15 protein-coding genes and 1 pseudogene are annotated in these 21,974 nt (G+C 57.3%); 3 read left to right on the top strand and 13 right to left on the bottom strand.

Going from position 1 to position 21,974, the window contains the following annotated elements; genetic code table 11:
* From IAE77_RS27290 to IAE77_RS27240, 11 genes and pseudogenes are all read right to left on the bottom strand, one after another.
* Positions 1–312, bottom strand: a pseudogene (locus IAE77_RS27290) (hypothetical protein); the annotation flags it as partial.
* Between the two features lie 35 nt (positions 313–347).
* Positions 348–866: a hypothetical protein gene (locus tag IAE77_RS27285; protein WP_294233797.1), complete on the bottom strand. Its 519-nt coding sequence runs from the start codon at positions 864–866 to the stop codon at positions 348–350.
* A gap of 4 nt (positions 867–870) precedes the next feature.
* Positions 871–4,215, bottom strand: coding sequence for a Swt1 family HEPN domain-containing protein (locus tag IAE77_RS27280; protein ID WP_294233793.1), 3,345 nt, complete (start codon positions 4,213–4,215; stop codon positions 871–873).
* Between the two features lie 21 nt (positions 4,216–4,236).
* Positions 4,237–7,068 (bottom strand): DUF1156 domain-containing protein, encoded by a 2,832-nt coding sequence (locus IAE77_RS27275; protein ID WP_294233791.1) that lies wholly within the window; start codon positions 7,066–7,068, stop codon positions 4,237–4,239.
* Between the two features lie 9 nt (positions 7,069–7,077).
* Positions 7,078–9,474 (bottom strand): type I restriction endonuclease, encoded by a 2,397-nt coding sequence (locus IAE77_RS27270; protein ID WP_294233788.1) that lies wholly within the window; start codon positions 9,472–9,474, stop codon positions 7,078–7,080.
* 177 nt (positions 9,475–9,651) lie between these two features.
* Entirely contained in the window at positions 9,652–13,224 is a 3,573-nt protein-coding gene (locus tag IAE77_RS27265; protein WP_294233786.1) for a helicase-related protein, read from the bottom strand.
* Between the two features lie 59 nt (positions 13,225–13,283).
* Complete coding sequence (locus IAE77_RS27260; protein WP_294233782.1) at positions 13,284–14,255, bottom strand: DUF932 domain-containing protein; 972 nt, start codon at positions 14,253–14,255, stop codon at positions 13,284–13,286.
* Between the two features lie 70 nt (positions 14,256–14,325).
* Positions 14,326–15,852 (bottom strand): hypothetical protein, encoded by a 1,527-nt coding sequence (locus IAE77_RS27255; protein ID WP_294233780.1) that lies wholly within the window; start codon positions 15,850–15,852, stop codon positions 14,326–14,328.
* Entirely contained in the window at positions 15,849–17,246 is a 1,398-nt protein-coding gene (locus IAE77_RS27250) for a toll/interleukin-1 receptor domain-containing protein (RefSeq protein WP_294233779.1), read from the bottom strand. The genes IAE77_RS27255 and IAE77_RS27250 overlap by 4 nt, the downstream gene beginning before the upstream one ends.
* 65 nt (positions 17,247–17,311) lie before the next feature.
* Entirely contained in the window at positions 17,312–17,665 is a 354-nt protein-coding gene (locus IAE77_RS27245) for a hypothetical protein (protein ID WP_294233777.1), read from the bottom strand.
* 7 nt (positions 17,666–17,672) lie between these two features.
* A complete protein-coding gene (locus IAE77_RS27240) occupies positions 17,673–17,852 on the bottom strand; it encodes a hypothetical protein (protein ID WP_294233775.1) in 180 nt (59 codons plus the stop codon).
* A 222-nt stretch (positions 17,853–18,074) separates the two neighbouring features.
* On the opposite strand from IAE77_RS27240, the gene IAE77_RS27235 reads away from it, so the two are divergent.
* Entirely contained in the window at positions 18,075–19,169 is a 1,095-nt protein-coding gene (locus IAE77_RS27235; RefSeq protein WP_294233773.1) for a WYL domain-containing transcriptional regulator, read from the top strand.
* A 56-nt stretch (positions 19,170–19,225) separates the two neighbouring features.
* Positions 19,226–19,936, top strand: coding sequence for an SH3 domain-containing protein (locus IAE77_RS27230; protein ID WP_294233769.1), 711 nt, complete (start codon positions 19,226–19,228; stop codon positions 19,934–19,936).
* Positions 19,937–19,981: 45 nt separating this feature from the next.
* Here the strand turns inward: IAE77_RS27230 and IAE77_RS27225 are convergent, their stop codons facing one another.
* Complete coding sequence (locus IAE77_RS27225; RefSeq protein WP_294233767.1) at positions 19,982–20,605, bottom strand: hypothetical protein; 624 nt, start codon at positions 20,603–20,605, stop codon at positions 19,982–19,984.
* 12 nt (positions 20,606–20,617) lie between these two features.
* Here IAE77_RS27225 and IAE77_RS27220 point away from each other — a divergent pair, with 12 nt between their 5' ends.
* Positions 20,618–20,923, top strand: coding sequence for a hypothetical protein (locus tag IAE77_RS27220; protein WP_294233765.1), 306 nt, complete (start codon positions 20,618–20,620; stop codon positions 20,921–20,923).
* 45 nt (positions 20,924–20,968) lie between these two features.
* Here the strand turns inward: IAE77_RS27220 and IAE77_RS27215 are convergent.
* Positions 20,969–21,974 (bottom strand): hypothetical protein (locus tag IAE77_RS27215; RefSeq protein WP_294233763.1); only part of this gene is annotated, 1,006 nt, incomplete at its 5' end.

Raw genomic sequence — 21,974 nt, 5'->3', positions numbered from 1 at the left:
CTTGAGCGCATCCAGTGAGTCGAGACAGCACATCACCATCATCATGAGGTTCTCGGTGTCCAGATTGCAGAAATATAGCCAGTAGGGCCATCGCTGCCAAAGCTGCTGGTAAAACGTCCTCACCTTCGGGATGGCATAAATCTCCCTTGGATCGTCATCATAGCCTTCGATCATGAGGGCCAGACTATTCATCATGCCCTGGAGCTGCTTGCCCACGGGAACACGAAACTTGCCAAACCGGGACAGGAAATCTTTGGAATCCCCGGCTTCCACACGACCCCGGCTGAACTGATAGAGGATGAGGTCGGACATGATCGAAGATGTAATTGCTTCGGTTTGTCCTCAACTCAAACTCGCTTCGACCATGCGACAGCGGCACGCACATGCGGCACCTCAGCCTTCACTTCGGCGCTGATGCGGGCGTGGAGCTTTCGGTATTCATTAAGAACTCGCAGGGCGTCTTCGCCCATTTCCTGTCCGGCAAAGAGTTCCGGGGCGGTGTCGGTGAAGTTTAGTCCCAACTGCACGCCTTTAGCCTCAACATCGGCCCCCAGTTCATAGTTGGTCAGCAGGAGCCGCCGCTTCGGACTGGTGGTGGCACCGCAGGAATCGAGGAACCATGTGGGTGATCCGGTGGAGTCGGCATGGAGCAGCACCAAGAGCTTCTTCTCGATGTGCCAGAGATCCCGCAGCGTCTCCTCTGTGATGGCGAGCGTGCGCAGATGCACCACCGTCTGGAGAAAGGCCAGATAGGCCTCCGAGTAGCCCGCACCGTCGAAAGTGGGTAACTCAAAGCGCGATTGCAGGCCGGAGACATAAACCGTGGACCGGTTCAGGGCTTTGGCGAGATCGGCGAAGGTGTGCATGACCTCACTCCACCTCAAACCCCTGACTCGTGAACTTCAAGGTGCGGGCGTTTTCTGTAACAGTGCGCACCACGTTATCGGGCACACCAGTTGGGACGATGGCTTCGATGTCTAGACGCACAGTCACATCGGCTCCGATGAGGCTGGCGATGTGGGCGATGACTTCTTCGGCGATCTTGCCCGCGTCACGACCGACACGCTGGGGATCAAGGGTGACCGTGCCGTGGAAGCGCTTCGGCTTTGCTGCCTCGGTAGGCTTGTTGGGTTCGGGAGTGGCCGTTGGCGTAGTTGGCGTGCTGGAGGACGTATTACCAGCAGTCGTGCTGTCACCGCTCGCGGGGGCAATGGAGACAGGCTTGTCGGCTTCCATTTGCTTGAGGGCAGCCTCGGGCTTGACGAGCAAACCAAAGAGGCTGTCCTCGGACACTGCGATGTTTTGACCGCTGCGCAGGCCGAGGTATCGACCCTTGGCTTCATCGAAGCTGTCAGCGTAGGCGAAGCTCTCTTCAGGCCACAAGATCAGGCGAAGTCCTTCTCCTACAGCGTCGATTAGCACTCGTGAATCACGAAGCCTTGGCAGATAGGTGTAGCGACCAAAGTCCTCGATCAGTTGCTTGATGGTGACGTGATTCCCTCGCCAGAGCGGCACGTTGTCGAGTTCCAGGCGGAGGCGAGTGCCTGCGAGTCCGGTGATCAGCATCTCGTCATTGCGCAGCTTCTTGCTTGCACGCAGGGCCAGGGCTTCGTGTCCGGTGAGACGGAACGAGGTCCAGTCCATCGGGCTTTGTGGGGTGGCTTGAGTGGGCACCAGAAGCCACTGATAGGCTTCTGGGATTCGGGAATCCACCACCGTGCTGGCTGCCTGCTTCTGGCTCACGGCCTGCTTGGCTTGGTGGGGCGAGAGATCAAGGCTTGTCGTGTCATCGACGATGGATTCCCATGCCAAGAAGCGGCGAACGGCTTCATCCAGGTCTTGAAGCTTGGTCTTGTCCACTGCCAGAAAGACGATGGCATTACGGTAAAGGCGAGGGGAGCTGCCTTTCGTCTCCATGATAAGCTTGGCAGCGTTCAGTGCGGGGCTCTCGCCATCCTTGGAGTAGGGGGACTCTAGTCCTAGCACAACCAGTCGTGCCTGCGGTTCATCCAGCACATCACTGCCGGACTTTGGAAAGGCGTGAGTGCCTCCGAAGTCACCTTTCCTCGTCAGGTCTTGCTTGATACGGCGATCCAGTTCCTTGATCACAGCCTCGGGATCGGCCTTGAGTTGTTCGGCGCGATCTTCGGCCAGCTTGGTCACTGTTGGCTGGGTGGAATACCAGTAGCGGCTGCTGTCGTGATACAGATAGGTGGCTGCTCCGGTGAGACGACGCAGGGCATCGCCGAAAGTCGAGCAGGCTTCACCGGGCATCACGCAGCCGAGCTTCACTGCTTGGTCTTCCAAGCCGACGTGAGCGGCTTTGGCTGTCGGGGCCGATCCCATGTAAATGGTGCGGGCCACACGACGATGCGCGGAGAATTTACCCAGATTTGGCACTTCACCATCCATGCGCAGTGGCAGGGAGTTTGGACCATCCACGTCTTTCTCGATGACCGGCACCCAGTTGTCGGAAAGGTAGCGGGTCAGCTCAAACTGCACACGGGGATCATCAATCGGCACATGGCAGGGCAGGATCATTGGGCTGCGATCACCTTTCTCCCACAGGCTGTGAATTACTGCCGCCATCAGGCGCAGGACACCACGGGTGCGTTGGAACTTCACCAGCGTGGACCAGTCGGAATACAGGCGATTAAAAAGCTCCGGGTGGATCGGATAAGCGGCTTTCATGCGCTTCTCGTAGTCACCGCTGGAGCATTCGGATGGGAACTCCGCCTTCTGCGTGCGATAGGTATTAAAGAAGGCCTGCGCCACCGTGTCACGCCCCACAAACTGCTCGTTCGTCACCAGCGGCTCAAACAGACGCCTGCGGACGATCTCAAAGCCCTCATCCACACTCGCTGGACGCCAGGAGGCTTCCACGCGGCCAATCGCATTGCGCAGGCGGTCCAGTGCGGCGCGTCCACGTTCGCCACCCACTTCGAGGTCATCACTTTGGGTGTGCGGTGATCCGGTTGTGTCGGAGGCGGGAAGGCTCACCACCAGCAGGCATTGCTTGGCTAGCTTGGCGGACTCCGTCAGGGCTTGGGCAAAGGAGAAGTGCGTCTCAAAGTCACCGCCGGGCAGATCCTTTGTTTCATGGTGAAGCTGGCGAGCATAGGCCACCCACTCATCCACCAGGATCAGGCAGGGACCATATTCGTTAAAGAGTTCCCGCAGCACATCGCCGGGGCTCGTGGCTTTCTCATCATCCGCAGCGATGCGGGCATAGGCTTTCTTGCCACCGAGCTGCCAGGCTAGTTCACCCCACAGCGTGCGCACTACGGTGCCGTCCTTCTTCACCGAGGGATTGCCGGGGGAAATCTTGTTTCCCACCAGCACCACCCGTTTCACCTTGGGCACGGCTTTCACTTCGGCTTCGACCGCCAGTGTCTCCACATCCAGCAACTCGCTCAGCGGGGTGCCGGAGAAGAGATGATACAGCGCCAGCATCGAGTGTGTCTTGCCACCGCCGAAGTTCGTCTGGAGCTGCACCACCGGATCACCGCCCGTGCCGCAGAGCCGTTGCAGAGCACCGACGAGCAAGCCCTTCAAACTCTCCGTCAGGAAGGTGCGGCGGAAGAACTCCGCTGGGTTCCGGTATTCGTCCGAGCCTTCGCCGATGTGAACCTGCCAGAGGTCAGCGGCAAACTCCGCCTGCTGATACTTACCGCTCGCCACATCCTTGTGCGGATTCACCACCTCACGCCAGGGCTTCAAAGCCCCCGCCACCGGAGTTTCCAGGCCGATGCTGGAACTGCGACGGCGTTCCTGCCGGGCCTGTTCGTCAAACCTCACGCGCAGCAGTTCCATTTTGGCCCGCTCCACCTCATCCGCCTGCGGCGCACTGATGGAGGCCAGCACACGGGCCATCGTGTCGAGCGCCCGATAGGTGTTGTCACCATTGAACGGTTTCTGATGCGCCCACTCATTGCGCACGGAGAGCAGCTCATTGATCATGCTGCGCTCCGCCTTGCCTAGCGTCATGGCGAAGACATCCTTCCACACCCGGTCCATGATCACCAACAGGCCAGCGGCATCCGAGGTGGGTTCAGAGGCCAATCCAGCCAGCCGGGTATCGCTCAGCACGCTCTTCACTTCCTGCGGCCACTTCTCACCCCAGCAGGTTTTCAGCTCACGCTCCACAAAGGGGCGCAGACCATCCCGCAAGAGTTCGAGTGCTTTGCCGACGCGTTCGTGATTGGTGAGTGCCATGAGTAAGGGGAGGGGAAAAGGTTAGAACAGCTCACCCGTCGTAGGCACGGACGGCGTGGTTTCGATGAGGACTTCGCGGGCCAGACGCACCAGTTCAGGCCAGCCCATGACGAGGGCATTGTAGGCTTGAGCCTCGCGGCTCCATTTGCGGTTCTCGCAGACGGTGAAGAGCTTATAGGCCAGATCACGCGCCACATCGGCCTTAGTGCCGAGCTTGCGCAGCAGCGCCGCCGTGGCGGCATCGCCCTTGCGCTCGTGATAATAGACCCGCAGCAGATGATGTGTCATCTCCCAGACGGTGAGCCGTTTGTCCGTCTCCGGGTCCCAATCGGCTTGCAGCGATTCGGGGGCGATCAGTCGCACGTTGCTGCCTTTGACTTCGAGAATGCCATCAGCCACCAAGCCGTTGAGCGCCGTTGCCTGTGCGTTTGCAAGCAAGTTCGCCTTGCCGGAGTCTCCCCATTGGAAGCCATCCTCACCAAACCATTGCACCGCCCAGCGGGTGTCTTTGTCCAGTTCCTCAACGGACTCACCAAGCAACTCGTCCTTCATGCCATTGATGATTCCAAGAACCGTGCGCACACTCATGGACTTACCGCTGCTTTCGAGCACGGCTGAATAACGGGAAAATACGGCCATGCCAGGGCCAATGGCGGCCTGCGCAAAGTCCACAGGTGCAACGTTGCCTTGTTGAAGGTGCCGCAGAGAGGGTGGTAGTTCCCGCTTCAGTTCAGCCACAAAAGCATTTCTCCCGACACGTGGCGCATTTGTTGGACGCTGACGACAGGCCAGAACGATATAGGACGCCAGCGAACTGGTCCCCATGGAAACCAATCGCCAAGCCTGTGATGCACGCACTGGCCAAGTCGCAGTGATCGTGAACCCGCTTGAAATCAAAGCCTCAAGCAGCGTCTCCCAGCCGGTAGTGAGGTCCACTCCTTCGTTTTCGCCATCATCCTCACCGCTGTCATCGTCATCATTCTGTTTGAATGCATAGTAAACGGTCAGCGGGACACGCGGGTCGAGGCGTTCACGCAGCCTTGTGAACGTCTGGCGAAAGCCTGATTCGAAATGGTCCTTTGCCTTGAGCTTATCGCCATCGAAACGCTCAGGTGATGCGGTGAGTTCACGCGCTTTCGGCACTAGAATCGTGCTGAACAAATCAGGGTATAAATCGCCAACGGAGCGTCGCAGCCAGACGTAAAAGAAGTCGCTGAGCGCAGCATACCCGATGTTGTCGTAATACGGCGGGTCAGTGCTGACCATCAGCGAGTCCACACCAGTTGCGCCATTTGCAGCATCGACTTGTGAGGCTTCACCAAGATGTGTCTGGCCCGTCGTCAGGACCGCGACACAAGCGGCTACATATTCGAAGCAGGTGCTCCACGCGCCCACTGAATCGCCAAGTGTATTTGCTTCGCCAAAATCCCAATTCATCGGGATGGCTTGGCGAGCGAATATGTTCATGATCTTCTGGTTCCCAGAGTTCCAGCGATTGACCGCGCTATTAAAATCAGCCGTTCGATCTACGGCGAGACCCAGAAAAGTTGAAACCGTTCGCGCATAAGCCTCTGCATCTTCGTCATTTAGACCTGCTATTTGAGCGTCGGCTTTGATGTCTGCTCGGACTGCTTTAACGAGTTCGGTAAGCGATGTCAGCGCGGTAAGCTGGCGCGGAGTAAACGCATCTCCCCATGTCGGCATGCCATACATTGGTAAGCGGTCAACGTCATGACATGGCGTGGTAACATCCTCATCTGGCTTCCAAGTTGCCAGGTTAATCCGTCCAAGGCGCTCGTGCTCGGCATCTGCCGGAAGATAGACACGGCCGCGCTTGGTCTCTGCGACAATGGCTGTCATCACACATCCGAGCTTTTGCTCTTTGGCTTGTGTGCGGGTGTAATTATATTCCAGCGGTTCGCCAGAAAGGATGCAGCGAAACGTCCGTCGCCCCATCTTTGTTCCAGCACGAACAGCCGCTTTGTCTGTGGGCGAGCCGGTTTTCACCGTAAAGCGGTAGGTGCCTGCTGCGCGGTCAACGATTGGCTCAAGCCACGACGATTTGCCGGCATTGTTGGCGAGCCAATAACTTGTGATCAGAGGCACATGTGCGCCCCGTGCTGCCGGGTCTTGACTGGCAACCGTTCGTGCCCAAAGCCAAGCAATGACATTGGCCTCGCCGCCACCAAGCTCATCCGGCAGCTTCACCTTCGGGTAAAGATGGCCGATTTTCTCCAGTGCCCTTTCCCGAATGAGGCGGCCATAGTAGCGCACATCGGCGGCCAGTCCTTTGGTGCCGGTCCAGACCTGGGTGCCGACATCGCTTTCGCGGTCGTCCGGGTTCACGGGGGCATGACCGGCCCAGCGGGGAGCGAGTTCGAGATTGCACTTGTTAAGCAGGACGGCCACGGGATTGAGGTCCGCCGCGTGGGCCTCGAAGCCCAGCCGCGCAGCCTCCAACGGGATGGAGCCACCGCCGGAAAAGGGATCGAGCACAGGCGGGAGCTTGCCATCGCAATGGCGCAGCATTTCCCGATGCGCCTCTTCATACACCTCCGGGTGCTCATGCAGCTTCTTCCCCATGAGCCGACGCAGGATGCCAAAAAGCCGCTCTCGCTCTCCATCCTGCTCCGCCTCGCTCTTGTCCTTCCAAGCTGGATCATCCGAGGGATCAGTGACAACAGACGCAAACAACACCGCCCGCGCACAAGGCAGCGGCAGCCGCGCCCACCAGTGGTGGATGCCCTTCGGATGCGGCCCGATGCCCGGCATCTTGTCATACGACGACGCGTCATTGATCTCCGGCAACGGCAACGCGACTTCGATGAGCTTCTTGGGGTAGGTGGGGGTCATGAATGGTTTTTAACTTTGACGTGAAGCTCGATAGTCCTGGAGTGCCTTCTGACTCTGTTGCTCAATTTGTGAAAGTGCTGGGGTAAGCAATTCTTCAGGAGGCGCAGGTAGATAATGCGCGGTGACTGATGGCGAGGATTGGCTCCAAGAATCGAGGTATTTCGCAAAATCAGCGGCTGATTGGAGAATCACTGGCCAGCGTTGTGATTTCCAGCGTGGCTGCTCAACGATACGTTGATGGATTTTCTTGGCGGTCGGCTCGTCGGCAATCCAAGTATCCTCGGCGCTGGCAGCCAGATAATGAAAATCTTCCGTTAGCTCGAGATGAACATGTCCCGCAGGAGTGAGAGTGACTAGGTCGTCATCAGACAGAAGCTCGCGTTTTAGATGCTCTGCCAAAATGCATCCGTGATGCAAGAGATAGGAGCATTCACGCCGAACGGCGGCTTCGTCTGTGCCGAGGGCCGACAGGGCTTCAATGAGATCGTTAACACGATGGTAACCACGGTAGCCAGAGGGGCCTGCGCTGCGTGCTCCTTCCTGGAGCCAACGGAGAATACGGTAACGGACAAGATGGTCGGGATTGGGATCTTCGGGTTCACATTGGAACACGTTTTTCACCCAGGAACGATTGCCGTCGTAGTAACGATGGTGACCGCGCAGAAGCATCCGGGTCACGACACCCTGAGGCAGATGCATTTGCTGTCCGGTCGCCTGACTGGCGAAGATGTCCTGCTCGGAGATGTAACCGCTCCGGCAGAACTCAAGGAACATCTCGAAGGCACGACGGATGTTCCAGCCAGCGAGGCCAACGATGATGTTCTTGCCATGCCGTCGGTGGTCGAACAGCGACCCCATCATGATCCCAAGAAACTTGTCCAATTGATCGGCCTGGAACTGCACCAGTTTGCCCGCCATCACATAGTTGAGAGCCTTGGAGGATGCTTTTGCCTCCCGAAGGACAAGGCTGAGCCGATTCTGAAGCACTTTCTGGAAAGGAGGCGGCTCGATACGGTAGATGAGATCCTTGAGTGCGGTGTCGAGGGGAGGTTCGTTGCGATGGTTCTCAAAGGTGATGTGGCGCAAGGGCAACATGACCAAACAACGCACTTGCTGCTGAAGCCATCGTGCCACTTCAAACATGAGCAACTGCTCGTCACGATCCCTCTTGTCGCAGTTGTCGAGAACGACGATGAGCAAGCGCCCTCGGCCTGTGCAGAGGTGGCGCTCCAGAGCTTGGAGCGTGCCGTCCTGGTCCTGCTTCAGTTTGGTGATTTCGTCCGCCAGCCGTTTCTTGTATTCGTCAGAGTCTTTGGAGAACAGCTCCAGCGTCCATTTGTCGAATGTCTCGATTTCCTTCCGGTAAAGTTTTCTCAAGCCGACCAGGGACTCCGTATCTTGATCGGGGGAGCTATCCCGGATACCCTGCGCCAGATGCCGACGGCACCAGGCATAAATCTCATCCTTGCTAACAGGGGCATCATTCAGGTCGATGCGTGCCCAAGCAATTCGTTCCCGCACTTCTTCAGGTAGAGCGATTCGCTGAAGGTAATCCACAAACGTGGATTTACCGCTGCCGACAGCCCCCACCAGCAAGAGGATTTTGTTTCTCAGGGACTCCAGATCGCCGAGCTTCGCGACGATGGGGACAGGGTTTCCGGTGTCCTCAATCCACTGGGCCTCCTGCACCTTGGGTGGGGAGGCAAGTCTGATGATTCGGTCAATCTCATCCACATAGCGCTCCCGGCGCTGTGTTTTGACATAGGCATTCTCGACGATCTTGAACCGATCCTCATAGGATGATGGGTTGAACAAATGCTGAAACTCGGAGGAGAGCAGTTTGCCAAACTCGTTGTAGGGCACCTGTTCATCTTGAAGTGAAGTGCCTCCCACCATTCGGACGGGACGGTGATACTTCCTTGCGGACGCCTTTCGCAACTGCTCTGCCACGCTTTGGGTCAAGCTTTCGTAGCTCACTTTGGTGAGAAACGCAGCAAATTCAGGGCTTGCCGGATTGGCGTCGGCCAAGCAGAAACTGGCGAGCACAGTGTCGGAGTCGGAGGTCCGCAGTTCGGTTTGAAGACCATTGGTCACTACGCAAAAGCGGCAGGGATTGATGCCAGGAGGGTAAAGGGCGTTCAACTCGGTGGCGTAGAGGCGACACTCCAAAACGGCATCCGCAAGATCATCACTCGGCGGTTTTGCTTCCCAAACAGCGACCGGCAGCCCACGAATGATCACGACATGGTCTGGAAAATAGCGCTTTTTATTCTGCCTCTTTTCGATCTCAAAATCACGCAGGTTTGGCTTAGTCCGGATGAGCGACGCAGGGAGTCCCAGGCCATTTGGCAGCGGGGCAGTCAATAATGGCCACACGAACTTCTGCTCAACATCACTCTCATTCATGAGAATGGCAGGATCGGGTGGGAAGTGGTTCATCGGAAAAGGAAGTGGTTGAATTTCACGAATGGGGTGCCAGTTTAGCAGCCCATGTAACCATCCCCGTCTTCAGACGAGTAGAAATCATCGCAGAAAGGCTGCCTGGCTCACGCCTCGCAGCCTTTCTCTTTTCTGGATCAAATCTCATGATGGGGAGCCTCCTTTGGCAAGCAGTTCACTAAAGTCATAGTTCACACTCGTCACGCCGAAATCCGGCTCCCGCTGGAAGGGCTTTCTGACGTAGTGAACGCGGTGCTGGTCTTCGGGCAGGAACTCGACGATGGCGAGGATGAAGTCGTTGGGCTTGTTCAGGGAGTAGAGGATTTCATTCCGCGTGACCGTGATGGTGGCAGCACCTGTGATGCGGCCTTTGACCTCAAGGAAGCGCAAGCGACCGGTGCCGGGGACGCGGGACTCGATGTCGTAGCCGAGTTTTTCCAACTCGCGATCCACAGGCTCGAAGCCGAGCGAGCGCTCGATGTCCATGATGACCCTTCGTGCATGAGCAGCAGCGGCCTGGGTATCAGGTGATTGGGAGAAGGTCGGCGCAGGCGAGCGACCCGCTACCTTGTCCAGAAGTCCCTGGGGAATGACCAGCAGGCCACCAAGCACGACGGGTGGAAGTGGTGAGAGTTGGGCTTCAAGGGCGAGTTCCTCCATGCGCTTCTCCAGTCGGCCCTGAAGGATGTCGGCACGCTTGCGGGCTTCGTTGGAGTTCAGGCGTGCATTTGCTTTGCCTGCCTGCTCCTGGAGTTTGAGTTCCTCGGCGCGGTGGTCCCAGTAGTTGATTTCCTTGGTGAGGCGGTCCTTCACGGCAGCCTTGGTCTTGGCGATGAGTTCCAGACGGCGCTTTTTGACCTCATCGAGATGCTCGGGAACCACGGTGCCAATCGCATGAGTGCGGGCCTTGTCCTCCAGGCCGGTGGAAATCCAACTGCATTCTGGGCGGGACAGCAGGACTTCAGCGGAGGGCTCGTCTTCCTTCAACGGACGGTAGTCGAGATAGGGGGCGTAGTGCAGATGGCGGGCATTGCCTGCGGAGTCGATCTCCACGTAAAGCATCTGGCGGGAAACCACACGGCGCTCGCCAGCGCGGGTGATGCCTGCATCCTGAATGGTATGCTCCAAGTAGAAGAGCACACGAGGCTGGTCGCTGGAGTCATTTTCATCCACAAGGATGGCCCCACGGCGCAGCAGATCACGGTGACGCTCCAGAACAAGATCGAGCGCTGAATCCAGCAATGGATGCCCAGGACACACGAAAGCGGCGAGCGGCTGTCCCTGCGGCTGGATGAGACTTTTCTCAAAGACAATGCGCTCATACCGCGTGAGCACCGGCTCACCAAGACCGATGAGACGATCCCGATTCCGAATAGGCGCGGGAACATGCGAGACCTCGTAACGGCGAGCCTCGCGCAGCCGTGCCGTGCCGCCGAGCAAACGGAAGGCTTCGAGGAAGAAGGACTCGATGTAGTGCGGCTGAAGCCGACGGGCATCGGCACGCTCCATGTCCTCGCGGATGCGATACACCCGGCTGGCATCCATGGCATCATGAGCGAGGGCTCGCTCTTCCAGCATGTCTTGAATGCGGGACTGATCGAAGGCATTCGCGACGACATTGGTGAGACGGGCGCGAACATCGGGCATCTCGCCGTAGCGGATGGCCTCGATGAGGAGTTCACGCAGCGGGCGGCCCTCAAACTGAACTTTCCCCAACACATCGAAGACCTGACCACCGAGGGATTTGCGAGCCTCATCGAGCTTGTCGAGCAAGGTGCGATAGACTTCCCCCTCGCGGGTTTCATCGGCGATGAGATTCCAAAGGTGGCAGACCTCTGTCTGACCGATTCGGTGGATACGACCAAAGCGCTGTTCGAGCCTGTTCGGATTCCACGGCAAGTCGTAGTTCACCATGAGGTGAGCACGTTGCAGATTGATGCCTTCACCCGCTGCATCGGTGGCGATCAGAACTTTGACCTCGGGATCATGGCGGAAGGCTTCCTGAACCTTGAGGCGCTCCTCGCGCCCGACACCGCCGTGAATGGCAACGACGGCATTTTTATCGCCTAGCAAGGTGCTGATGCGGTCCTGAAGGTAGTTTAACGTGTCCCGATGCTCGGAAAAGATGACGAGCTTTTGCTTCGGTGATTTGTCGCTCGGCTTTGCACCATAGGCAGGCGTGTCTTCGCAAAGGCGATTGGCGAAAGCGGCTGGCGTGAAAATTTCCCCGAGCAGGTGGGATAGCTCGCTCCACTTGCGGTCTTCACCGCTGCGGCGGACCTGCAAAGCGAGGGCCTCCAGATGCTTCAGGATTTCGATCTCCGCCTTGAACTCCAGGATCGTGCCAGCGGCAGTCGCCTGATCCAGAACCTGCTCTTCCGTGGCCTCGACCTCGGAGTCTGGCGCATCATCGAGATCATCCAGATCGTCATCATCCAGCGTCGGACCTGACTCAAGATCGCGAGCAGAGAGCGCAGCACCACGTTGAAGCAGCTCCAACTCCCGAAGACGAGACTCCAAGCGCTCACGACGGCGGCGGAGAGACTGGTAAATGGCCTCTGGCGAAGAAGCGAGCCGACGTTGAAGGATGGTCAGAGCGAAGCCCACCGTGCCAGAGCGCTTATTGTTTTGAAGAGCTTCCGCGCGGTTGAACTCCTGCCGCACATAGTTGGTGACTTCTTTGTAGAGGGTGGCCTCTGCCTCGGAGAGTTTGTAAGGCACTGTGTAAGCCCGGCGCTCAGGGAAGAGGGGCGTGGCGTCAAACTTGAGAAGCTGCTCCTTCACCATGCGGCGCATGAGGTCGGAGACATCCTGCGCGTGAACACCATCGCGGAAACGTCCCTCAAAGCGATCACCATCCAGCAGCGACATGAATAGCTGGAAATCCTCCTCCTTGCCATTGTGAGGCGTGGCCGTCATCAGCAGGAAATGTCGGGTGAGCGTCGAGAGCAGTTGTCCGAGTTTGTGGCGCTTGGTGTATTTGATCTCCCCGCCGAAATGCGTGGCGGACATCTTGTGCGCCTCATCACAAACGATCAGGTCCCAGCGGCAGTCAGGCGCGGAGAGCTTGGCCTGCACATCCTCATTGCGGCTCAGCTTGTCGAGACGCGCAATGACGAGGTTGTTTTCCATGAACCAGTTGCCTGTGCGTGCCGCCTCCAGTTTGTCATTGGTCAGAATGTCGAACGGTAGATGGAATCGCCGATAGAGCTCATCCTGCCACTGCTCAGCCAAGCTGCCAGGGCACACGATGAGACAACGCTGAAGATCGCCACGAGCGACCAGTTCCTTGATCAGCAGCCCCGCCATGATCGTCTTGCCCGCCCCTGGATCATCAGCCAGCAGGAAGCGCAACGGCTGACGCGGCAGCATGGCCTCATAAACCGCCGTGATCTGGTGCGGCAAAGGCTCCACGATGGAAGAATGAACCGCCAACACTGGATCAAACAGATGGGCCAGCCGAATACGGTGCGCTTCGGACACGAGCCGGAACATCGCACCATCGCCATCGAAACTCCAAGGGCGTCCAGCCTGCACCACTTCAAGCCGTGGTTCATCATGACGGTAAAGCAGCTCGTTTGCCACCTTTCCAACTGGGTCTTTGTAGGTCAGTTCCAACGCCTCGGAACCAAACCATGTGACTTGAACGACCGTGACGAGGCAGTCCGGCAGGATGCCGCGCACGGTGGTGTTGGGTTTTAGGTCTTCGAGGCGCATGAAATTTCGGCTGAAAAGGCATCAAAGGCGGGGATATATCCGATGGCAAGGAATGCCGCTCAATTCCTTCCCGGAATCTGACGACCACTGCTCCCTTCCTCCCATGCCGGAAGCCACGCATTCAGATTGAATCCGGTGGTCTGGCTCTGGTGAGCTAACTCCTTGAGCCAGCGGCCGGAACGCTTCTCGATGGTGTCGCGGTCCTTTTGGAAATAGGCGTTATCAGGTGGGCGGGCGGCGATGTCGGTGAGGGTGTTGAAAACGGCATACGCGTTGGGGCCGAGTTCTTTTTGGTAGCCGGTGAGGCGTGTGGAGAAATCCAGTGACAGAGCCTGCAAGCCCTCAGCTCGTGCTTTCTTGTCCTCGGGTTTGGCCTCAGGGAGGCGAAGAACGGTGTTCAAGGCCTGGGTGGACTGGGCGGTGTCCATGGTGATACTGCGGACGCTGGTGAGAAACTTGGAAAACTCATCCCACATCTGGGGAAGGCTGCGGGAGGTGATCTCGATCTTCAACTGCGCCAGAGCTTCTTTGCTGTGGGAGGCTTTGATGGTGGCGACTTCTTCCTCGAAGATGACTCCGTTGGAACAATGCTTGCGCATGAAGCCGATGTCGAACCGGAGGGCGCGGGCACCGTTGAAGCTGTTGGTCACGCGGAGGAAGGGTGTGAAGGGATCGTCCTTGCCGATCTCGGTGCCCATATAGTTCAGCACATGGGTCCGGTGCATGAGGTCAATGAAGGCGTAGCTGAGGGTGCGTGGTGCTGCGGCGCGTTTGGCTTCCCATTCGACCGATGAGAGTCCAGGAAAGGCTTTTTCGCAGACCTCTTGAGCCAGCTTCACCGCTTCCTTATTGGTGACGACGCGGTAATCACGACTGACGACACCGAGCACGAGGCCAGTGAGTTGATTCACCAGAGCTTTCTTGCCGGGGATGCTGATGCGGCGGGTGCTGCCGTTCGAGCCAATGACGGCTTCGATGGGAACCTGATCGACATCGAAAAGGAGGTCTTGAACGGAGGGTGTGTGTTTCATTGTAGTCATCCGAAATATGACATTTTGCTCTCCAGTTGTGGATCGTAAGGCGGGCAGACAGTTCGTGGATTTAGATGTAGTGCTTGAACGGCAGGGGGGCGTTGACAGCTCCGGGGCCGCTGATGAGCACTTCGCCGACTGCATCCGCAAATTTGAGGGTGACGGGCAGACCGTCTGCGAAGCGGCATGAGTTGTAGTTGAGCTTGGTCAGGCCAAGGATGTCCCGAAGAACCTGGGTGATGTCTGCCTCTCCCTGACAGATTTCGATCTCCAGCGGCTTCGGAACCTCCATTCCTGGATAGGTCCCCAGACGCGGGACATAACCACGAGTCATGAGCATGGCAGACCGTTCGGAAAGCTGCCAAGCAAGCCCTCTGAGAACTGGCATGCTGCTGGATTGGCGGTAGAGCCGAAAATTCTCCGCTTCGTAAATCCTCACTCCGACAAGGTTTGAAGCCGAACCGGCGGCTTCCTTGAACCCGTGCCATTCGGCCTCGGAGAACATGGTTCTGCCATGAATGAACACCTCCTTTGGCGACTTTCCATCATGCCTGTCCCGGTAGGAGTCCAGGGCCTGGCTGAGAAGCTGGTTTGCAGCGTGGGTGCTCAAATGATACTCCCCTGTTTTCGGCGCATACCATGGACCCACATTGCCTTTGAAAACGACTCCGTCACCCGAGTCCAGGAACATCTGGGCGGCGCAACACGCCGTCTCGGAGGCCGGGTGCTTGTTGTCCTGCTTGAAGACCAGCCCAACGTAACAGACACCCTCGCGCACACCGTTTAGCTTCCATGGACGGCCACCGATCTTGTAATAAATGGCGGAGCCAAGGTTCCAGGCGATCTGACTTTGGAGGTTGTCCAATTGATGCGTGGGCTTGCCGTTCTTTTTCAGGAAATCGTGATGTGCCACGGTGCTTTCTCTTACCACCTGCGTCAGCACGCCCTTCTCAAGAAGCCTGCCTTTGAGCTGATTGTGAAAGTCTGGCTCATAGAGGTATGCCTCCGCATCCGCATTCATTTGAGCCAACAAGAAAGGCTCATTGAGTGAACGCTGGGCTTCCGATGCACGCATGGTCCCGGTGGCCTGGACTCTGATGGCTTTCTGCACAATCGAGTTGGGACGACAGTTTTGATAAACGATCTCCGGCAGCACGACGATCCAAACTTCGGGCTTTGCTTCGTCGTCTCGGATGGCCTTGAGGATTCTGTCCCTGATGAATCCAACCGTCTCAAAGTTCCGCTTGTGGGGATCATTGAGCAGCACGCACTTTTCCAGATCTTCGATTTTATAAACGAGTTCAACAAGGGGCTGAGGACTCCAAGGAATGCCAAAGGCTGCCTGGAATCCTGGGAAGGGAGGCCGCTTTCTCCCCATGCCCTCCTCGCTCACCGGCCCCTGGATTTTCGATACCCATGATTTGAATCTCCGGATGCCATCCGCAGTGCCGATGACTCCATATTTCACGCCATAGTTCTGCGCGTCATCGTAGGGGCCAAGAAAACTCAGCCCGTCCCGAGGATCTTCCATGGCTTGCCCATGTCTAAACAACAGAGTGGGCTCGGATAAATAAATCAAATCTTTGGTGGGCTTCATTGTGCAACCTCCTCATCGAGTTCGGCTTCTTCCTCGTCGTCATCACCTGTCTCATTCGCTGGCTCATCCGGTTGGTCGGTCAAGTCACCTGGGTCCGCAGGCTCATAGCTCACCGGGCTCTCGAATAGCAGCGGTGTGGTCTGGACGCTGAACTCCGCTTCAACGCCACATGGAATGGTGATGAAGAGTGCGGAAGAAGGGTCTGACAGAAAGCTCATCGCCGCCAGCATTCGGTCCAGCCAGGTGTCATTGTGCCACAATTTGCACTGCCCACGCCTTGCTGAATGCTGCCGGGCCTTGCTCTCATAAAGTTTGCCATCCTCTGAAAAGACGACGTGGGACTTGATGGCGAAGCTGAGTTCCGGGTAGCGGATAACCTTGGGTTGGATCGCGAAGTGCCAGGCTCGCTGCCTTGGAACTCCATCACGCGGCTGAAGCGTCTTGTATCCGACCATCCGTCGATAGGTCTTCCTTCTGTCCAAGTGCGTGAAGTTGATCTTGTTCCCTTCGGCAAAACTGTCTGCATACCAGAAGCAGCGGCTTTCGCCCGAGAGTGTGTATTCAACGAGGCCGCGACTGAGGCAATGCGCCTCAAAAGCCCGCCGAAGGAGGTAGGTGAGGATGTTCCGTGCCTCTGGTTTCTGAATTTTCAGTCTGGCATATCCCGAAAACCTGAAATCGTTGAGGCTGATGCTCTGGCTGGCGGTGACGCTCAAGCCCTGCTCATCGGCTCGTTTGGCAAAATGCTTTTGATGCTCGAAGCAAAACACGCCCCCTTTGTATCTGTAATTTGGAATACCCAAGGGAAGCTCTTTGTCCGCGCATTCAGGCTCGTTTTCCAACGAGTGAAGATAGATCTCGTCCGGGAGGTCGCCGATCTTGAACCAGTTGGACGCATACGACTCCTTGGCACTACGCACACCTGCCTGTTGCGCCATTTGATCACGCCACCAGTCAGCAACCGAGCTTGGATTGAATCGCTCGTCTTTGGGGACGGCATCGGTTTGCAGCTTCTCCAGAAGTTTTCCCAGCCCTGTCATCCAATTGGAGGTGAAGTCCACGCAGTTCAGGCGCTGCAATTGGATGTTTGTGTCCGAGTAGGGCAGATCATCCACTTTAACCGGAATGATGAAGTCCTGCTTCGTTTTAGCCACCTGCTTTGCGACCGACAACTCCTGTAACGTGCCCTCCTTCTCGTTGGAATGACGGGAGAGGACATAAACGAACTTGGTGCTCCCTTTGCGTATTGCGAACTCGATGTCCTTCCAGAAATCCTCGCCTCCGAGCAGCTTCGTGAGGTCGCACCAGACAGGGTAACCCTCCTTCGCCAGTCTCAAGGCGAGCCATCGTGCAAACTCATTGTCCTCTGGGGTGGCGTGGCTGATAAAGATCATGGAGTTCAGGAAGTTTGAGGTGTGTTTGCTGCGACGTTCGTCGCATCAGGATGGTGGACTGCTGGTCATCGCCTGAACGTTTCACCAGAATGGTGATCCGCTTGCCACTCGACCATCCGGTGGTGGATGTCGTGGTAGGCTGCCAGTTTGGAGCGTTGGTAAAGACTGGAACCGATGGCGCTTTTGAAATTGCCGTAGTCAATACTGGTCGTGAGCGCCTGCATGAAGGCGGGCAGCTCGTTCGCATGGCAAATGATACGCCACGGATAATCCGAACCCGTAAATGAGGCGACGGGATTGCCTGTGCCTGCCGCCTTGGCGAGCTGCTCCAGATCCTCCCGGCAGCGGGCACGGATGTGGAAGGTGTCCGCATCTTTGCGGACGATGGAGAAGAATCCGAGCTGGGAGCAGAGCCACATGGGGAGTTTAGCGAAGTGAGGACGTGAAGGGTGAGCGGGAACTGGCAGGGATACCCGTGTGGCGTCGGCTCACGGCGACGGTGGCTGCTGCGGCGAGGAGACACAGCAGGCTGGTGAGGCGGCAGTGCTGGTGGGCGAGAAGTACGGCTCCGGCCAGGTAAAGGAGCGTCAGGAGCAGAGTGGGCATGAGATTGGGCAAGCGGCGAAGGATGCGCTGGAGCCAAGGACGACGTTGATTCATGGGAGGCGGGAAATGACGCTGGGAATGCGATGGGTTGCTGAGAGACGGTGGTTCATAGCTCCTGCATGGGTTGCATGGAGCCGGAGCGGTCGAGGATGTAGGCGATTTCGGTGAGGAGTGGATTCATGACAGCTGGAAGTTTTCCACAGGGGGTCGGACATTCGCAGGGTGACAGGCAAACTTTATGGATTAAATCTACTGGGCATGCCCAAGCCATCCTCCTCTCGACGATCTGGGGCCAAAGAGGTCCGTGCCCCTGCATCCCCTCTTCGGTCAGGTGTCAGCCGCCCGGCTATGTGGCGGGTGCTGGAGATCCACAAGATCATCCGGGCAGGTCGTCATCCAAATTGCTCGACACTCGCAAAAGAGATCGAAGTGACGCCGAAGACCATTCAGCGGGACATCAGTTTCATGCGTGACCAGCTCGGGCTGCCCGTGGAATACCATTCGATCAAAAACGGCTACTACTACACCCAGGAGGTCAACGAGTTCCCCATGCTGCACTTGTCGCGCTCTGACTTGGTGGCCCTATTCCTGGCACGTCATGCCTTGGAGCCCCTGCGTGGAACGCGGTTGGAAAGGATGCTGGCGGACAGTTTCAGCAAGATCACCGAGGCATGCCCTGGCGAGGTGTCCATTGAATGGCACGAGCTGGACGATGCCTTTTCAGTTAAGGCTTCTGGAGTGCTGCCTGCGGACGTGACCTTGTTCGGTGACTTGCTGGACGCCATTCGAGGGACGCGGGAGGTGTGCTTTGACTATCACAAGCTCACGTCCACCAAGCCGGAGCGTCGTTCAGTTCGTCCGCATCATATCGGTCAGATCGAGCATGGCTGGTATTTGATCGCCTTTGACCCTGCCCGTGAAGCGATGCGCACTTTTGCCCTGCAACGCATCTCCAACCTCGAAATCCATAAGGCCAAATTCACGCGTCAAGCTGGGTTCAATGCTCGCGATCATCTGGGGGGAGGCTTTGGTGTCTGGAGCTACGCCGGGGAGCAGAGGAGCAAACACGAGGTCCATATCCGGCTGGAGGGTTATGCGGCAAGAATTGTGGCCGAACGCCAATGGCACCCAACCCAGGCCATACGGAAGATCAAACCAGATGGGAGCATCATCGAGTTTCAAGCAGACCTCGCCGGGCTGGAGGAAATCACCCGTTGGGTGCTGAGCTGGGGCAGCAAGGCCAAGGTGCTGGGGCCACCGGAGTTGGTGAAGCGGGTGCGGGAAGAGTTGATGAAGGCTTCACATCTAAACTCCTAACCGCAGCCGCCTCCGAATTCGACAATGGCCGACAGATGCGCCAGACTATCTTAGCCGTGCCATCCATTCTTTATGCCGCCGAAATTATGAATTCCACCCGCCCGCTCATAATCGTCTTTGCATTGCTCCTCATCGTCTTTACTGGGACAGTCGTCCAAGCCGAGGACAAGAGCCTACTGAAACCAGTCGATGAGGCCACGCAGAACCCTTCGTTTTTCGTCTTCCGCGCCCGGCTGATTGAGGCTATCGCCAACCGAGATGCGAAACACCTTCTGAGCATCGTCGATCCCGGCATCATCAATGAGACTGGGGAAGACGCACTGATAAAGGGAATCGCAGGGTTTCGAGAGGAGTGGAAGCCAGAGGCCAAGGACAGCAAGATCTGGGGTGAGTTGGGCAAAGTGTTGTCCATGGGGGGCAAGTTCAAAGATGGAGGAAAGAACTTTCAGGCTCCCTATGTCAGCGCCTGCTTTCCCGAGGCTTTGGATCTCTTTGAACACTCAGCGATTTTAGGAGAGAAAGTTCGCTTGAGGAAAGAGCCGAGAAACGATGCGGAAGTCGTTGCCACCCTTTCCTGGGACATCGTGAAGATGCCACTTCAGTCGGACGAGGATGGTAAAACCGAGGAATGGAAAGAGGTGACGACGATGGATGGCCGGAAGGGGTATGTCTCCAGCAGTTATGTCTTCAACATGGACAGCTACACGGCTATTTTTGAGTTCCGTTCTGGCAGATGGATGATGATCATGTTTGCGGCGGGATGCTGAGCGCTGGGCCGCCCCACAATACAGTCCGACCACACTTCGCTGTGATCAGCTCTGCAACGCTTTTGCGATCTGCTTGATGACATCTTCCTCAATGCCACGCCACCGCATCTGGCGGTTGTTCCAGTGCAGGGCCAGTGAACGTGCGTAATCCTTCACGGGAGCGAATTCGCAGGTGACGACATCCTGCTCGGAAAGTCCGCAGGTGGGACTGCATTTGTCCCACCCAGTATTGTAATATGCGCCATGAACATTGAGACCCCCAAAGGAACCGTGCAGATCCTTGAACCCGGCCTGGGAATTCTTCGAAGCATACGCGACCTGATGCCATTCGGTGCCCTCCAGTTCACCGAGACTCAGAACGACGCGAAATACGGCCTCGTCATGCAGTGCGACCAGCAGGAGGTCTTCTGCATCAAACAACAGCCCGTGGAACTGGACCGGCAGGGAGCTGAACAATGGATGCAGATCCAGCACTGGATGATTGCCGAAGCCTACTGCCGCTACATCAAGCACGGTTTCTCCGGGGCCTACCTTGCCTCGGCGTATTTGCGTCAGCGCGACAACGGGCTGTGGGAACCTGGAGTGGCGCACTTCGTTTTCCCTTCGCCCACCGGCATGGAATCCCAGGAGTTCCCTTTCGAGCACGCCTTCGACAACCAGTTCGGGCATGGTGCCACAACCATGTTCAGACATTTCGCCCAGGACTTCATGGCCGCGTTCAAGGAGTCCTCCATACAGCCGCCAAGCTACTTCGGATTGGATGTGCGCTCCCGGCTGCATCTACAGTCCCTCGGCATGTATTTTATGGTAGTGGGCCATAACATTGTCTGCCTTCGCCCCAACCTGCGCGAGAAGGAGGATGCGGCATGGGCGATCTTCGCCTCGCGTGGAGTGGACCGTATCTACCACCTGCCTTCCGTCCCCATGACGATCAGCCGCGACGACCTGAAGATCGCAAAGGGCTCGGCGGCTGACTTCGAGTGCTAGAGACGATACCTCCGCACAGAGTTTATGACGGGGAAGTGTGGTTACTCATTCGCCCGCCCACTCCTTCACGAGCGTCTCCTTGGGACTGAGGTTAATGACCAGTCCTTCCTCCACTGATTGATTGCCCTTCACCGCCTGGTCCCCTTTATGCTGGGAGATGATCTGAACACTCTTTGCGCCCGCGAGGGTCTTTGATCCCTCAAGGACAGCCAGATCATCCCGGTAGTAATCAAACCACGGCAGGCCTGCTCTGTCATATTCTCTGGCTGTCACGGGTGTCTGGGGTGGATTTTCGCCTGTGATCTCGCGCCAGAGCAGGGCATCGCAAAGATGGACGAAGCAGCAGTTTGTTTGCTCCATATCCCAGTCCTGCGGCTCGTGTTGGTCGGCATAGATTTCCTGTTTCATCCGACCTCCGGCACCCAGGCCCATGCCAGGGCTTTCGCAGCACATGCAGCAGTCAATCTGCGAGTCGCTCCTCCAAGGAGGCAAAAGCTCGTCAAGAATATCGGCCAGACGTGTCGGCAGCTCGGGCAGCAGTTCTTTCTCAAAGAAGCTTTGTGCCTTCATGGGGATGGCCTGCAACTGGATGCCACCGAACTCTGCCTTGCCGGAAAGCTGCTCTTCAATCGAGTATCCAGCGCCGAGGGGCATCGCGACGAACTGGCGGATGACACCCTTCTCAACGGCGAATCCATCCAGCCAGGGCTGATCGGGCGTCACCACATAGTCCTGCGGATCACGGTTCAGCCCAGGCTTCCATGTTTCACCACTGACGGCGTTGATTTTTCCAGCTCCAATCTTGATGGCAAAAGGATAGCTGCCCCGGAAGTAGAGCCACAAGGCTTCCGCCTGATACATTGGCATCAACACGCCACCACGTTGCTTCCATTCCTGGGGCACACGTCCTGCATAATCCTCAACGTGCCGAAGCGGGAACCGCCCGAGTGAAGGTGGCAGGCGATAGGTCTTGCCGTCGTCGGGGATTCTCAGCGTTCGTTCAAACTCAATCTCGACGACGCCCGGCTGGTTGTAGCCGAGCGATGTTGCC

The sequence above is a fragment of the Prosthecobacter sp. genome, from assembly GCF_014879935.1.
In the GTDB taxonomy this organism is placed as follows: domain Bacteria; phylum Verrucomicrobiota; class Verrucomicrobiia; order Verrucomicrobiales; family Verrucomicrobiaceae; genus Prosthecobacter.
Note: the sequence above shows the minus strand (reverse complement) of the source record. Positions and strands in the feature narration are given on the sequence as shown.